This is a genomic window from Nibricoccus aquaticus (assembly GCF_002310495.1).
GTDB lineage: Bacteria > Verrucomicrobiota > Verrucomicrobiia > Opitutales > Opitutaceae > Nibricoccus > Nibricoccus aquaticus.
On record NZ_CP023344.1, the window covers coordinates 4,033,110 to 4,048,293 of the forward strand.

The 15,184-nt window shown below is 62.2% G+C and carries 13 protein-coding genes; 2 read left to right on the plus strand and 11 right to left on the minus strand.

Translation table 11 applies throughout. The features are described from left to right. Positions 1-41 precede the first annotated feature (41 nt). From CMV30_RS16280 to CMV30_RS19980, 6 genes are all read right to left on the minus strand, one after another. On the minus strand, positions 42-455 hold the full coding sequence (locus CMV30_RS16280; RefSeq protein WP_096057005.1) for an acyl-CoA thioesterase: 414 nt from the start codon (positions 453-455) through the stop codon (positions 42-44). 117 nt (positions 456-572) lie between these two features. After that, positions 573-2,567, minus strand: a complete 1,995-nt coding sequence (locus CMV30_RS16285; RefSeq protein ID WP_096057006.1) for a response regulator — start codon at positions 2,565-2,567, stop codon at positions 573-575. A 94-nt stretch (positions 2,568-2,661) separates the two neighbouring features. Continuing rightward, positions 2,662-3,225: a DUF1802 family protein gene (locus tag CMV30_RS16290; RefSeq protein ID WP_096057007.1), complete on the minus strand. Its 564-nt coding sequence runs from the start codon at positions 3,223-3,225 to the stop codon at positions 2,662-2,664. Further along, entirely contained in the window at positions 3,222-3,737 is a 516-nt protein-coding gene (locus CMV30_RS16295) for a hypothetical protein (RefSeq protein WP_096057008.1), read from the minus strand. The genes CMV30_RS16290 and CMV30_RS16295 overlap by 4 nt, the downstream gene beginning before the upstream one ends. Before the next feature lie 90 nt (positions 3,738-3,827). Beyond that, complete coding sequence (gene rimO, locus CMV30_RS16300; protein WP_096057009.1) at positions 3,828-5,240, minus strand: 30S ribosomal protein S12 methylthiotransferase RimO; 1,413 nt, start codon at positions 5,238-5,240, stop codon at positions 3,828-3,830. Between the two features lie 405 nt (positions 5,241-5,645). After that, on the minus strand, positions 5,646-5,792 hold the full coding sequence (locus CMV30_RS19980) for a hypothetical protein (RefSeq protein WP_175414917.1): 147 nt from the start codon (positions 5,790-5,792) through the stop codon (positions 5,646-5,648). Positions 5,793-6,027: 235 nt separating this feature from the next. Between CMV30_RS19980 and rsgA the strand changes: the two genes are divergently transcribed. Further along, complete coding sequence (gene rsgA / locus CMV30_RS16305) at positions 6,028-7,110, plus strand: ribosome small subunit-dependent GTPase A (RefSeq protein ID WP_096057010.1); 1,083 nt, start codon at positions 6,028-6,030, stop codon at positions 7,108-7,110. A gap of 267 nt (positions 7,111-7,377) precedes the next feature. Then, positions 7,378-8,454, plus strand: a complete 1,077-nt coding sequence (locus CMV30_RS16310; RefSeq protein WP_096057011.1) for a methyltransferase domain-containing protein — start codon at positions 7,378-7,380, stop codon at positions 8,452-8,454. Here the strand turns inward: CMV30_RS16310 and CMV30_RS16315 are convergent. The 5 genes from CMV30_RS16315 to CMV30_RS19600 form a co-directional block, all read right to left on the minus strand. Continuing rightward, on the minus strand, positions 8,451-9,449 hold the full coding sequence (locus CMV30_RS16315; RefSeq protein ID WP_096057012.1) for a small ribosomal subunit Rsm22 family protein: 999 nt from the start codon (positions 9,447-9,449) through the stop codon (positions 8,451-8,453). The two genes, CMV30_RS16310 and CMV30_RS16315, sit on opposite strands and share 4 nt — an antisense overlap. A 254-nt stretch (positions 9,450-9,703) precedes the next feature. Further along, positions 9,704-10,921: a methyltransferase gene (locus CMV30_RS16320; protein WP_096057013.1), complete on the minus strand. Its 1,218-nt coding sequence runs from the start codon at positions 10,919-10,921 to the stop codon at positions 9,704-9,706. Between the two features lie 275 nt (positions 10,922-11,196). Continuing rightward, positions 11,197-12,603, minus strand: coding sequence for a class I SAM-dependent methyltransferase (locus CMV30_RS16325; protein WP_175414918.1), 1,407 nt, complete (start codon positions 12,601-12,603; stop codon positions 11,197-11,199). A 447-nt stretch (positions 12,604-13,050) separates the two neighbouring features. Further along, a complete protein-coding gene (locus CMV30_RS16330) occupies positions 13,051-13,929 on the minus strand; it encodes an alpha/beta fold hydrolase (protein ID WP_096057014.1) in 879 nt (292 codons plus the stop codon). A 361-nt stretch (positions 13,930-14,290) separates the two neighbouring features. Beyond that, on the minus strand, positions 14,291-15,175 hold the full coding sequence (locus CMV30_RS19600; protein WP_138223340.1) for a hypothetical protein: 885 nt from the start codon (positions 15,173-15,175) through the stop codon (positions 14,291-14,293). Positions 15,176-15,184 lie beyond the last annotated feature (9 nt).

Here is a 15,184-nt window from a genome sequence, read left to right on the forward strand (position 1 = left end):
CGCGCTCCAGCTCGGAGGTCCGCTCGCTACGAGGGGAGTGTTTAGGATGCGTTATCGACCCAGGCGGCGAGGGCTTCGGGGAGCGGGGTGCGCTGGCGGTTGTCGGAGCGGATGCAGACGTGACTGGTACGGACGTGGGCGACTGGCTTGGAGGGTTTTGGGTCCAGGCGGGTCATCTCGAATTCGATGGCGTAGGTGTCGGGCGTGAGGCGGACGGGCTTCACGGTGACGGCGATTTTATCGCCGCAGAAAAGGGGGCGGAGGTACTCGGCGGAGCTTTTGGAAACAGGGACGATGAGCGTGTTTTCCATGAAGAAGGTGCGGACGCTGATGCCGGCGGCGGCGAGGGATTCTTCGTAGGCTTCGTGGCAGATCGCGAGGTAGTTGGGGAAGAAGACGACGCCGGCGGCGTCGGTATCGGGGAAGTGGATCGTGCGTTGGTAAACGAAGGGCATGAGGGGAATGACCAGTGACCAATGACCAGTGACCCATGGGTAGGAAAGGGAAAATCTACGGGGTCACTTACGCCGCTTCGTTTCTATCGGCGTTACCAATGGTCATTGGGAAATGGGTCATTGGTCATTCCGTGCCGCAGGTGCGGCATCGGTCATGGCTTCGAGGGTGGATTTGAGGGCAGGGAGGTAAACGGGTTTGGTGAGGTACTCGTCCATGCCGGCGGCGAGGCATTTTTCGCGGGTGCCTTTGGTGGTGGTGGCGGTGACGGCGACGATGGGGATGCGGCGGCCGGTGGGTTCACTGGCGCGGATTTTTTGAGTGGTGGTGAATCCATCCATGCCGGGCATTTCCAGGTCCATAAAAATAATGGAGTAGGTGGTGGCGGCGGTGAGAGCGATGGCTTCGGCACCGTTGGTGGCGAGGTCGGCGAGGTAGCCCTGGCGGCGGAGCATGATTTTGAGGAGCTCGCGGTTGACGGAGTGGTCGTCCACGACGAGGGCGCGGCCGCGCATGGGCGGAGTGGAGGTGCTGACGGGCGGGCGGCTGGAGCCGGGGAGATCGATGGGGCGGGCGAGCTGGGCGGGGGAGGTGGGAAGCGTGACGGTGAAGGTGGAGCCGTGGCCGAAGATGCTGTCGACGGCGATGGTGCCGCCCATGAGATCGAGGAGGCGTTTGCTGAGGGTGAGGCCGAGGCCGGAGCCGTTGGCGCGACGGGGGCGGCCGGGTTGCGGGGTGAATTGTTTGAAGAGGCCGGGGAGTTTATCGGAGGGGATGCCGATGCCGGAGTCCTGGACTTCGAAGATGAGTTTGCCGCGCGGGGCGCCGAGGTCGGGTGGTATCCAGCGGCCGCGGACGGTGATCTCGCCGTGGTCGGTGAATTTGACGGCGTTGTTGACGAGGTTGACGAGGATCTGGCGGACGCGGGCGGGGTCGCCTTCGACGGCGAGGGCGTCGGAGAACTGCTGGTCGCAGCGGAGGCGGAGGCCTTTCTCCATGGCGGAGGGCGTGAGGAGATCGACGACTTCGTTGAGGAGGAGGGCGGGGGACCAGGCGATGGAGTCGAGGGTGAGTTTGCCTTCCTCCATTTTGCTGAGGTCGAGGACGTCGTTGAGCATGGCGACGAGGCGGTCGCCGGCGCTGATGATGGTGTCGACGTAGCGGCGCTGGGTGGGGTCGAGGCGGGTTTCGGAGAGGACGCTGGCGAAGCCGAGCACGGCGGTGAGGGGCGTGCGGATTTCGTGGCTCATGACGGCGAGGAATTCGCCGCGGGCGTGGTTGGCGTGTTCGGCGGCGGTGACGGCGGAGTGGAGTTCGTGCTCGGTGTTTTTGCGCTGGTGGGCCTCGGCGCGGATGAGGGTGAAGAGGATTTCGCGGAAGAGGAATGCGGCGACGAGGGCGAGCATGGCGCCGAGGGTGAGGGCGCGGGAGATGGCGATGGTGGTGACCCAGTCGGCGGCGGGGAAGTCGATGCCGACGCCGGCTTCAACGCGGCCGTTTTCGTCGTAGATGGGGGTGAGGGAGGAGACCCAGAGGCCCCAGCGATCGGCCTTGAAAGTGGTGTCAAAGGTGGACTGGCCGTCGAAGACGGCGAGGAAGTCGGGGGTGGTTTCTTCGTAGATCTCGCCGATGAGGGTGCGTTGTTCGCGGGTGCCGTCGAACATGCCGTCGCGGTTGTAGTCGGTTTCTGAATCCACGATGAAGGCGACGCGGGCGGGGTCGTGGCGGCGGAAGGTGTAGATGTCGGCGATGAAGGGGTTGACGCGGAGCCAGTTTTTCTGGGCTTCGATGAGGGCGAGGTAGGCGGGATCGTTGGGTGGAGTGCTGGTGGTGACGCGGGCGTGGCCGAGTTTTTGGAGTTCGAGGGCGTAGGTGGGGCCGAGGCTGCTGTAGATTTTTTCGAGGGAGCGGTGGCGGGCGTTACCGGCCCATTCGGCGAGGGCGGCACCGAGGAGGATGGCGGCGGCGAGGAACCACCAAGTGGCGGGTGCGAGCTGGCAGCCGGGGCGGCGGTGGTGGATGGCGCTGCGGCACAGGAGCAGGGCGAAGAGCGACAGGCCTGCGAAGAGGAGGGTGTCGAACCGGTAGGTGAGGATGGGAATGAGCACGCTCATGGGCCTGTCAGCCGCGCAGGTGAGGCTCGGTGGCGAGCGGCACACTGAACGGGTGTCGGTAGTCTAGCGGTTTATCGGCGCAAACGCCGCCGTCTTAAAGCGATAAGGCGGAGAGGCGCGTGGCGAAGGCGGCGTCGGAGAGGACGGGAGCGGAGGGATGCGCGTCGAAGGGAATGGGGAGATCGATCCAGGATTTGCAGCCGGCCATATCGGGGGTGAGCGGGAGAGAGAGGGGCGTCGCTAGTTTATGGATGCGGACGACCAGGACGTGGAGGCCGGCGGGGCGGGACCAGTCGAAGCGTTCGCGGACGGTGGACTCGGTCCAGAGGTGATGAGGGTCGAGGCGGGCGACGGCGGGCCAGTCGGTGAGAAAGGCGGTGTGGGCGAGGTCGGCGAAGTAGCGGAGCTCGATGTGAGCGGGCGCGGAACTGGCGAGGGCGGCGGGAGTGTTGGCTGGCGGGGCGAAGCGGGCGGCGGCGGGTTTGGTTTTTTCGAACTGCTGGTGGAAGCGGGTCGGGAAGAGCCAGAAGCGGGTGGCCCCGATCTGGAAACCGGCGGGGCCTTCGGAGATGCCGCCTTTGCGGAGGATGAGGAGCTGTTCGCCGGTGCCGAGGGCGCTGACGATGACGGACCATTCTTTGAAGGCGGGGAAGTTCATGGGGGCGGCGTGGCGGCTGCGGTCAGCTCGGCAATGCGGCGGTCGTTAGTGGCGATGGTTTCGTTCCAGCGGGCGATTTGTTCGCGGGTGAAGTCGAGCATGCGCTGGGCGTAATCGCGGGTGGAGGCGTCTTCGGATTCGGAGACGGCGGTGACGAGGGGAGGGAGTTTACCGGTTTCGAGGATGAGGCGGGCGCGGGTGTTGTGGCTGCTTTCTTCGTAGCCGAGGACCATGAGCTGACGGACGGTGAGGCCGTTGATGCGTTTGCAGAGAGGGTCGGTGTGATCGTCGGCCCGCATGGAGCGGGTGCGGGGAGTGGAGTCTTGGAGGTAGCGGGCGAGTTTATAGACTTCGGCGCGCTGTGCGTCGGGGAATTTTTCCTGGGTGCGATCCCACCAGCGGGCGAATTCCTCGGGGGTGGTGGCTTTGACTTTGCGGTCGAGCGGGTCTTTCGGCGCGCAGCCGCAGAGGAGGACGAGCAGGGAAAGCCAGAGCAGGGGGAGTCGCGCCATGAGGCGGACGTTGAGTGGCGGGGTGCGCGGAGAAAAGTCCGATTCTGGAAAAATAAAACGCCGTCCTGGTGAGGACGGCGTTTTGTTTTTTCACTGCGCCTGTTTGGCGACTTTGAATTCGACGGGTTTTTCGCCGGGAGGGAGGGCGAGGAGATCGTAATCCTGATAGCCGGTGATCTCGACATCGATGAAGGCGCCGACGGGGAGTTCGCGAGGGACGTACACGCGGCCGTCGATGTCGGGGGCGTCGGCTTCGCCGCGGGCGACGCCGGGTTCTTCGACGAGGACGCGGATGGTGCGGCCGACGTAGCGTTTGCTGACGTTACCGGCGATTTCCTTCTGAAGGGACATGGTGCGGTGCCAGCGGGCTTCTTTGACTTTGGCGGAGAGCTGATCGGTGCGCTTGGAGGCTTTGGTGCCTTCTTCCTGCGAGTAGCGGAAGACGCCGAGGCGCTCGAACTGGACGGTGCGCATGAATTCGCAGAGTTCGTCGATGTCGGCGTCGGTTTCGCCGGGGAAGCCGACGATGAAGGTGGTGCGCAGGGCGATGCCGGGGATGCCGGCGCGGATGCGTTTCACGAGATCGCGGATGTAGGCGGAGGAGGTTTCACGCTGCATCTCGGTGAGCATGTGGTCGCTGATGTGTTGCAGCGGCATGTCCACGTAGCGGGCGACCTTGGGGCACTCAGCGATGGTCTTGATGAGTTCGTCGGACCAGTGGGCCGGGTGCGTGTAGAGGAGGCGTATCCAGAAATCGCCTTCGATGGCGTTGAGCTGGCGGAGGAGCGTGGTGAGCGCGGTGCCGCGGGAAGAATCGACGGGCGTGCGGGGATTGGGGCGCTGTTCCCAGGTGTCCATGCCGAAGTAGGTCGTATCTTGGGAGATCAGGTTGATTTCCTTCACGCCCTCTTTGACGAGCTGGCGGGCCTCGGCCACGACGCTCTCGACGGTGCGGGAGCGGTGGCGGCCGCGGATCTGCGGGATGATGCAGAAGGCGCACGGGTGGTTGCAGCCTTCGGCGATCTTGATGTACGCGAAATGTTTTGGGGTGAGGCGGAAGCGCGGCGTGTCGTAGTCCGGAATGTACGTGGAGCGACCGGTGACGAAATTTTCGGGGAGGTCTTTTTTGCCGCGTTCTTTTTCGAAGAGACCCTCGATGATCGGGGCGACTTTGGTGACCTGATCGAGGCCGATGAAGGCGTCGACTTCCGGCATGGCGCCGGGAAGTTCTTTGGAGAAACGCTGCGACATGCAGCCAGCGACGATGAGCTTTTGTTCTTTGCGGCGCTTCCTCATGCCGCGGTTTTCGTGCTGCTCGAGGATGGTGTTGATGGACTCTTCCTTGGAGGCGTTGAGGAAGGAGCAGGTGTTGACGATGACGACATCGGCTTTGTCCGCTTCTGGGATAACCGTCATGCCGGCTTGGTGGAGGTGACCGACCATGATCTCGCTATCGACGAGGTTTTTGGCGCAACCGAGGGAGATGAGACTGACTTTGATCATAGCGGGCGGGCTTTGGCGTGAAGCGGGCGGAGGCTGAAAGAATGGAACGGTCGCGAGGGCGATGGGCTGAAACGAAAAACCGCGGCTCAGGGGCCGCGGTTAAAAGTGTCGAAAGTGTGCTGCGGGCTTACTTCTTGGCCGACTTCTTCTTGGTAGCGTTGGCGGCGGCCTTCTTGCGTTTGTTGTAAGCGATGCGGCGCTTCTTCTTGATGGTCTTGTTGTATTGTTTGCCCATGGATGAGGTGTTGAGAGGCGAGAGAGTGCGGGAAGGGCGCGGCGAGAGTCAAGAGTGCCCTCAAACGGCTTTTTAGATAATGCGGCGGAGGCGGAAAAGGGGAGGCGTGGAATAAAAAGCCCCCATCCGCGATGAGGCGAATGAGGGCGGTGGCGATTGGCAGAGGCTGGTTATTTTTTTCCGCCGAAGAGCGGGATGAGCAGGAGAATGCCTGCGACGAGGGCCAGGATTCCCATGACGATAGGCGGAATCGACAGGTTGGCGAGGGTGGTGAGACCGACGAGGATGAGGTAGATAGCCAGAACGATGTGAGCCATGTGATGTACAGGGGTTGGGGGTTGCGAGACGGGGCGAGACTTTCGGAGCTGGGAGACCAACGCCAGACTTTGCTTGGGAGCGAGGGCAGTGGTGCAGCTTGCGCGGGGTGGGGGCGATCACGGAGCTGGCGGGACGTCGGCACTCGCTGGAAAGGAAGGTGTGAAATGCGGGTGGGGGCATGATGGATGCCTCTGCTCTGGATTTTAGCGGGAGGTGTCGCATAGAGTGCGCGTCATGACTCTTGCCGACTACGGCTGGACCGAGGCGCTTGCGCTCTCATTTGCTCCGCATGCCGCGGCGGGGCTGGAGCCGGCGCGGGTGGTGTGCGAGCTGCGGCGGAATTTTTATGCGGTGCAGCTGGAGTCGGGCGAAGTGCTCGCCGAGTGCGGCGGGGGATTTTTCCATGTGGCGAAGAAGGCCGATCAGTTTCCGGCGGTGGGCGACTGGGTGGGCGTGAAGCAGCGGGCGGGCGAGCTGCGGGCGGATTTGCATGTGGTGCTGCCGAGGAAGACGAAGTTTTCGCGGCGGGCATCGGGTTCGGAGGAGATCGAGCAGATCGTGGCGGCGAATATCGACACGGTGTTTCTCGTGAGCGGGCTGGACCAAAATTTTAACCCGAAGCGCATTCAGCGTTTCTTGGTGGCGGCGAAGGAAAGCGGGGCGGAGGCGGTGATTTTATTGAACAAGTCGGATGTATGCGACGACGCGGACGAGGTGCGCGAAGAGATCGCGGAGCTTGTGCCCGGAGTGCCGATACACGTGACGAGCACGGTGACGCGGAAGGGATTGAAGGCGCTCGGGACGACTTATGTGCAGCCGGGGCGCACGCTGGCGTTTATCGGATCATCGGGCGTGGGGAAGTCGTCGCTCATCAATGCGCTCGTGAAGGATGAAGCGCTACCGACAGGCGAGGTGCGCGAGAAGGACAGCAAGGGGCGGCACACGACGACGCGGCGGGAGCTCGTGATCACACCGTCGGGAGCGCTGGTGATCGACACGCCGGGAATGCGCGAGCTGCAGTTGTGGAAAGTGGATGACGGCGTCGAGGATGCGTTTGCGGATATCAAGGCGCTGGCGTTGCGGTGTCGGTTCACGGATTGCGGGCACACGAACGAGCCGGGCTGCGCGGTGCTGGCGGCGTTGAAGAGCGGGGAGTTGATGGCGCAGCGCTTCGAGAGTTATCGGAAGTTAAAGGCGGAAAAAGTGGCGAGTAAACCGGCGCTGAAGAAACCGAGCGCGCTGGCGAGCAAGCCGGGGTGGAATAAGAAGAACGAAGGCGCGAAGCCGTTCAGGCATCGGTTTCATTCGGAGGATTGAATCTGGAACTCAGGAAGGCTGGAAAAGGCAGCGGCGGAGTTGAATCGCGAAGGCGCAAAGACGCAGCGAAGGTTTCGGTTTTTGTGCGACCGTGTCAGGAGGTTCGTTCCCGTGTTCCTGAGTTCTTGATTCGTCTGCCAAAATTGCCCGGAGGCGCGATGAGCCCATGGAAAAGCCGGGGTGTGTTTGTGTGAAGGGAGGCATTGCGCTTGAGGGAAGCGGGGCGCACGGTCTGGGGGCTTGGGTCTTTTTTAGGCCCGGCAAACGATGCTCCTTTCATGTCTCCAATTTCTCACCTCCCGCTGTCTTTCTCTTATCCGTCGCGGGCTGGCGTGGGGGCGCGAGTGGGCGGATGGGGCGCCGGAGCGCGCGGCGTGGATTTATCCGAAGGATGAGCTTTCGCCGGAGGCGCGGTATCGGGATTTCAATCATCGGTACTTCGCGAGTTTGCACGAGCAGGAGCGGATGCTGGCGGACCGGCAGCGAATGAATTTCTACCACGCGGCGATCTCGCGGCATATCAAGCCGGGGGCGCGGGTGATCGATCTGGGGACGGGCACGGGAATCCTGGCGGCGTTCGCATCGCGGGCGGGCGCGGCGAAGGTTTATGCGATCGATCACTCGAAGATTCTCGATCACGCGAAGGAGATCGCGGCGCACAACCGGCTGGAGAACGTCGAGTTCGTCGCGAAGCACAGCAAAGAGTTTTCCCTGACGGAGAAGGTGGACGTGATCCTGCACGAGCAGATGGGCGACTGTCTTTTCGACGAGGCGATGGTGGCAAACATCAGCGATCTGCGGGAGCGGTTGTTGAAACCGGGCGGGCTGATCGTGCCGAGCCGGTTCGAGCTTTTTTGCGAGCCGATCAAAGTGCGCGATGAACGGCTGGTGCCGTTTATTTGGGAGATGACGGTGAAGGGTTATGACTACGGTTGCATGGAGCGGAGTCGGCCGCAGGAGCCTGCTTACTACCGGCTCGTGAGCACCGATCTCGGGATCATCGATCACTATCTGGGGAAACCGGAGCCGGTGTTGTCGTTCGATCTGCACACAGTGAATGAAGCGGAGCTGCCGCAGGAGATTCGTTTTTCACGCACGGTCGTGAACGCCGGGCGGCTCGATGGCTATGTGGTGTTTTTCCGCGCGATGGTGGACGAGGATTTGAGCCTGAGTTCGTCGCCGCTCGATCCGCAGCGCGCGCCGCATTGGGGGTTTCGTATCCTCAGGACGGATCGCGATGACTTCGTGGTGGGTGACGTGATCGAGGTCACTCTGAAGGTCGAGAAGTGGCCGGTGCTGGAGACGTGGAGATGGAGTCACACGAAGCGTGCGAAAGCTGTTTAAGGAAACAGCGGCTGGGCGGCGGTGATTTTTTCTTCTTCGCGCGCGAAGCGGTAGAGGGGAGTCGGCGGGTTGCGGTCGAGCTGTTTGTGCAGCGCGGGGTCAGTGCGCTTGAAGAGTTTCAGGTCGTGAAGGCCGGTGGCGTCGCAGGCGAGGAGGTCGGTGTGGGCTTTGTGGACGCGAAGGCGACCGAGGACGCGGCTGGCGTCGGGCGGGAGCGGAGCGGACGCGGGGCGGAGGTTCTTTCGTTCGAGGACGAGGACGCTGTAGGGAAGCGAGCGGAGATCGACGCCTGCGCGCTGGCCGAATTTCACCCAGTTGGAATCGGCGTAGATGCCGGAGGGCGCTGGGGCGAAGTAGTGGCACCAGTGGCGTTCGTTGGCGGCGGTGAAGAGCGGGCAATCGAGCGCGTGCGTGCAGGGGGCGACGAGGTCGAAGTCGGCGCGGAGTCGATCGCGGACGGAGGCGAGGTCACGGCTGACGGCGTGCGTGCCGGGCTCGATCCAGATGACGGCGTCGGCGCGGTCGATCAGGGCGAAGAGTTCGGAGCGGGCGGGGGCGGGGAGTTCGTTGAGGACGTGGCTAAGAAGAAGAGTGAAGGGGGAAGAGTGAGGGGTGAAAGGGGAGAATTCGGAGACGGAGAGCGTGGGGAAGTTTTCTTTGGCGGCGGCGGTGGCGAACTGGCGGGCGAGGGGGGAGTGGTCCCAGACTTGGAGCGTATCGAAGTTCTCGGCACCGAAGGCGGAGAGGGCACGGCGGCCGGCGATGCCGCTGCCGCAGCCCCAGTCGAGAAGTGTGCGGGAGGGCGGTGTCCAGTTACGGCGACGAAGTTCGGCAAGGACGGCGTCCCATTTCCAGCCGACGCGTTCGGCGTAGGTGAAGTCGTAGCTGGCGAGGTCGGAGAGCGAGCGCCAGTAGGGGCCGTTGGCGGCGGAGCCGGAGAGGAAGCCGTCGCGGAGGCGGTCGAGGGCGGGCCAGTCGAGGTCGGACCAAGTCATGAAAAGGCGGGGAAGAAGGACGAAGCGGATGGAGAGGATGAGTTAATCGGGAACTCAGGAAGGCTGGAAAAAGGCGGGGATGGATTGAAACGCAAAGACGCAAAGACGCTAAGTCGCGAAGGCGGAGCAAAGTGAAGACGAATGAGGCGGACTTAATCTGGAACCCAGGAACACTGGAAAAAAGGGGGGGGACGGTTTCGGTCTGGTTGATGCCAAGTTGCTGAGGTTCGTTCCTGAGTTCCAGATTCGGAGTTTTAGAGGGAGAGGCCGAGGCGCTTGGCGAGGTGTTGGTGGCGGATGCCGTGGTGGCGGGCGAAGGCGCGGACGGCGTCGGTCGTGACTTCCTGGGGACGGATGCGGGGTTTGAGGGCCGCGATCAGGAGATTGGCGGCGCTGGTGGCGGAGGTGGGGCGTTCGAGGGTTTTAATTTTGTAGCCGGCGCAGGCGAGGATGAGGGCGCGGAAGGCGTCGGTGATGGGGCCGGTCTGATGCGCGAGAAGGGTTTCCTGATGGATGGCTTCGGGCCAGTGGGTGGGGGCGGGGAGCTGGGCGCGAAGTTCGCGGTGGGCGCAGGGCTCGACGATGATCAGAGGAGCGCCGGCGGCGATGCCCTGGGCGAGAGCGTCGTCGGCATCGGTGTCGCGGGCGTTGAGCGCGATGAGCACGTCAAACTCGGGAGCGGAGGCGCCGGGGGCGGGAGGTTTGGTGAAGGCGAGGTTGATCAGGCCTTCGGCGCCGGCGACGCGGTTGCAGAGATCGAGGAGGGCGGGGTTGGCGTCGATGCCGTGGATGCGTGCGCGGGTGCCGAGCGTGGTGGCGAGGGCGAAGGCGAGCTGGCCTCGACCGGAGCCGAGCTGGACGATGGTGATGGGGTGTTCGCGGGCGGAGGCGGTCTTCTTTTTAGACGGGCGGACGGCGTATTCGAGGAGCGGAGTCAGCCAGCTGAGAAATTCGTTGATGAATGCGGGGGAGAAACTGGTGGCGTCGAGGACGCCGGCTTTTTTGGCGGCGGCATCGAGGGCGCGGTTCCACGGGGTGGCCGTGGAGGCGGCGGGCTCAGATGTGGGCGTGGGTGAAGTTTCGTCCTGAGCGGGAGTGTCGTCGGGGCGGGACGGCATTTCGCTGTTGGGGGTTATCTTGAGGCTGCCGACGCCGCGGAGGGTGAAGGTGAGCTGGTAGGTCTCGGAGGCGCAGACGAGGTGGGCGTCGAGGAAGGTTTTGCCGATGAGGTTCTGGAGTTCGGCGAGCGCTTCGTGGATCGAGAATGTTTTTTCGGTTTGGTGGCCTTCGTGGATGTGGATGAAGGTGATGATTTGTTTGCCGGGGAGCAGGGAGGTCTGGCGGACGGAGATGGCTCTCATGCGGCGGTCGAGGCCCTGGTATTTTTCGAGGACCATCTCGGCGAAGGTGCCTTCGTAGAGCGCGGTTTTCAGCTGGGTGAAAAACCGGTCGCGGGCGGTGGGCATGGGCATGGCGAAGAAAGGGGTGTGGCGAAGCGGAGAAGAGTTAATCTGGAACTCTGGAAGGCTGGAAAAGGCAGGGGAGGAATTGAATCGCGAAGAGGCGAAGGCGCGAAGGCAGAGCAAAGAGGAAGAGACGGATGAGGCGGAGTTGAGGTGAAATTTAGGCGGGCTGGTATGCGACGGGTGAGTTGAAGCGCGAAGACGCGACGACGCGAAGGTTTCGATTTCGGCGGTTGTCTGCGGATGGCTCGTTTCGGTTTTCCTGAGTTTCGGAGTATGGATTATCAGAGAGCGAGGCCGAGGTGGGTGGCGAGTTGGTGGTGGCGGATGCCGTAGAAGCGGGCGAAGGCGCGGATTTTTTCGGCGGTGGGGTCGTTAGCCGTGCCGCGGTCGCGGGCCTTGATCGCGGAGATCATGAGGTTTTTCGCGGTGTGCTCGGTGGAGATGAATTCGAAGACTTTGGTTTTGTAGCCGGCCCATTCGAGGAGTTGGGCGCGAAGGGCGTCGGTGACGAATTCGGCGTGGCGTTCCTGGAAGATGCCGTGGCGCAGGGCATCGGCGAGGACGGCGGGGGCGGTGAGTTGCGGGCGGAGCTCTTTCTGGCAGCAGGGGGAGACGACGAGGAGTCTGGCGCCGGCGTTGATGCCGCGGAGGAGAGCGTCGTCGGTCGCGATGTCGCAGGCGTGGAGCGCGATGAGGATGTCGAGCGACTCGAGCTTGGCATCGGCGATGGTGCCGGCGGCGAAGCGGAGCGTGGGGAGATTATTTTCGCGGGCGAGGCGGTTGCAGAGTTCGACGAGTTCGGGGCGGGTTTCGATGCCGAGGACGTCGGCGCGCGGGCCGAAGAAGGCGGCGGTGGCGAAGGTGAGGTAGCCTTTGCCGGAGCCCATGTCGGCGATGCGGAGCGGGGCGGGGGAGGAGGCGGAAGGTTGAGCGTTGAGAGCTGAGGGTTGAGAGACGAAGGACGAAGGCTGAGTCGCGAAGGCGGCGTCGAGGGGTTTGGCGGCGGGGATGAGGTTGGCTTCAGCGGCGAGGTGGCTGAGGAGTTCGACGAATTTATTTATCTGCCGGAATTTTCCGGCCATGGCCTCGACGGGCTGGCCACGCGCGTTGGTGATGCCGAGAGGGCGGAGCCAGGGTGTGGTGATCGGAACGAGATGGCCGCGGGGGCGATCGTGGGAAATCGCCGCGACGGGCGCGGGCGGGAAGGAGCGTTGAGCGCCGAGAGTTGAGGGTTGAACGCCGGACGACGGAGCGGAGGGAGTTGGCGGAGGTTGAGCGGCGGATTGGGTGCCGGGAGTGTCAGCTGATTCGGGGAGGGGCGTCAGGGCTGACGGGGCGGGAGAGTTTTTTTTTAGCGAGAAGCGGGCGGTGCCGTCGGCGGCGGTGGTGAGCTGGACGGTTTCGGCGTCGGTGAAGAGGTGGGCGTCGAGGAAGTCGGTGCCGGTGAGTTGCTCGATGAGGGCGATGGCTTCGCCGTAGGGGTGGTTCTTCGTGATGTCGCGGGTGGCGTGGCGGTAGACGAAGGTGAGCTGGGGGCCGGTCTTCAGGACGACGGGGCGGATGAAGAGGTTGTTGAGCGTGGCGTCGCGGCCGCGGTGTTTGCCGAGGGTGAGCTTCACGAAGGTGCTTTCCGCGAGGGCGGTGCGGAGGAGCGGGAAGAAGCGTTCGCGGGCGGTGGGTTGCGGCATGGGGTGATGGCCGCGCAAGACAGGGCGGAGCGCAATGGGTTTTTGCGCATGCGATCCAAAGCATGCGCACGGTGCATGTTCAGATCGGAGGCGTTGAGTGAGAAACTGCGATCAGTCTGAGCCGCATTCCGTGGCCGTGTGCAAAGTTTGCCCCTTTTCCAGACGTGCCGGGAAAAGGAAGACCGGTATTCGCGCAGGCATTTCGGGGCTGTGAACTGCGGGAAATGCGAGTGAGGTACGAAAGCGGGCTGGGCGATTGTTGAAGCGCAAAGAGGCGAAGACGCTAAGGACGGAGCGAAGGGCGAGGAGGTTGTCTCGCGAAGGGGCGAAGGTGGCGAAGCGAGAAGCGCGGTGAGGTCGCTGTGGTTCCTGGGCGTCAAACAGCGCGTCCCAAATCTGGCACCGCAAACATTCAGATCTGACCCTTTTTCTGTGAATTCAGTAAACTTACTGAGCGGGCTGCGCTGGCTCAGGTTTGGCGTGAGTTTCTTTGTCGCGCGCAGCTTCCACAACCCAGCGTACTGCGTTGGCGACGAGTTCTGGCTCAGTTGAATTCAGGTTATGCCCGCTCTTGCTGGTCACGATGTGCATGCCGCGCGACGATGTCGCGAAAAGTTCGCCGTGAAGCTGGCGCAGGATTTTCAGCTGTGATTCCGGCCGGTCGGGTTTGAGTCCGGTGATGACGACGAGGGGAACATCCGGCAATTTCCCCGGCAGTCCTAGATTGCCGGAGGCCCAGACTGGCGACAAGTCTTCTAACTCACGGACGGAAACGGGGTCGGGACGTGCGCGGAGAATGTCGATTGTGTTTTTAATGGCTGTACCTGGCTCGACGCCCATCAGTCGATCGCCTTCGAACCACAGTCGTTCGTGAGCACTTTCCGCGAGGACGAGGCCTGCCACTTCATCCGGGTAGAGCGTGGCGAACGCGCGAACGTAGACGCCGCCGAGCGATGCTCCGACCAGAACGTAAGGCGGACGGCAGCCGGCTTTTTCGAGCAAGGTGTGCAGCTCGGCCGCGATAGTGGGAAGCGTGCGCGGGCTGGTTGCCGGGCTTGAGGGCGCTCGTCCGGCACGTGCATACGCGACGAAGGAAGTGAGTGAGCCGAGTTGCTTCCGAAGTCTGTCGCCGCTCTCGATTCCCGAGAATTTGCCGGATCCGTTTTCAAAGACGACAGTGGGCCCGCCCTTCCCGCTGCGGATGAGTGCGAGCGTGGTGCCGTTGCCAACGTCGAATTTTTCTACGGGTGGTTTTCGCGAGCAGCCTACAGTGAAGCATACGCCAAAGACGATCAGGACACGGACGAGATGTTGCAGCATGAACATGACGGGAGATCGGTGGTGAGGCTGGTTTCGACCGCAGGATGAGTGCGAGGGACGACCGGTTTGTGGTTCATAAATGCGAGTGAGAACGAAAGCGGGCGATGCGATTGTTTAAGCGCAAAGACGCGAAGACGCTGAGGACGGAGCGAAGGGCGAGGAGGTTTGTCTCGCGAAGGGGCGAAGGTGGCGAAGAGAGAAGCGCGTGAGGTCGCTGTGCTTCTGAGTGCCAAGCCAGCGCGTTCCGCTTTTGGCACCGCAAACATTCAGGTCTGATCTTTTCCGTCCCCGTTTCTTGGAGCGTGAAGGCGAGTGTGGGAGAAAGCGGGCAGTCGTTCGAAACGCGCTCGGAGTGAGCGTTCCACCTCTAGGTCTGAGCATCTTTGTTTTCTGAATTCGGATTTCTTCGACTATAGGCAGAGCAAATATCTGCGAACGGACATCGTGGATTGTCGGGCAAATCAAACCAAGAATGAGCATCGCAACGGCCAGAGTTAAAGTCCTTGGCCTCGCTTGGCCGAACGAAACGATGGTAAAGTCTCCCAGAGAAAATCCCGCACATTTGCCATACCTCCTCGTCTTTTAACGTAGCAAGCAATGCTCCGAAGACTTGGCCTAGGAAACGGTTTACTGAGTCAAAGTACTTTGTGAGTTCGGCGAAAATATCCGATATGTATCTGAGTTTTGCTTCATCCCTAATCGCGTCATGAAAGTACATGACTAAGCCAGTCTCACGATTCAGGTGGCAATTTCCGGGGCCGATATGGGCAAGTGCATCTCTTAATTCGCGAAGTCCGTGATACCACTTCGCGTCACAGAACGCGGCGCGGATTGGTTCGGGAGTTCGCGGATCTAGCTTTCCTGCGGCTGCTGTGTTGAACGTTTTGCGGGTTGATTCAGGAAATCCTTGGAAGCCTTGAGAACCAAATATGTGGGTAACGATCTTCCTGCCTGCGTCTATTGATGCATATAGCGAAGTGATTGTAGCCTCAATCACAGCGGTGACCTCGCTGGACCGCGAAGATTGCGAGAATCCTTTTTGATCTAACTCCTCAAGATCAGCCTTCATCGAAGGCACCATAGATTCTGCGATTCGTCTCAGCGTATCAGCACGCCGAAAATGAGCTGTTGTGCCTGCGACGCATCCCTGAATTCTCGGTGGAAACGTATAAGTTTTCCCGCAGAAGTGTGCGAACCGTTCAACGGCTCCCCAGTTCTCAGGAGAGAAATGGATAACCGTTGGAAGATTCATGGCGGCTAC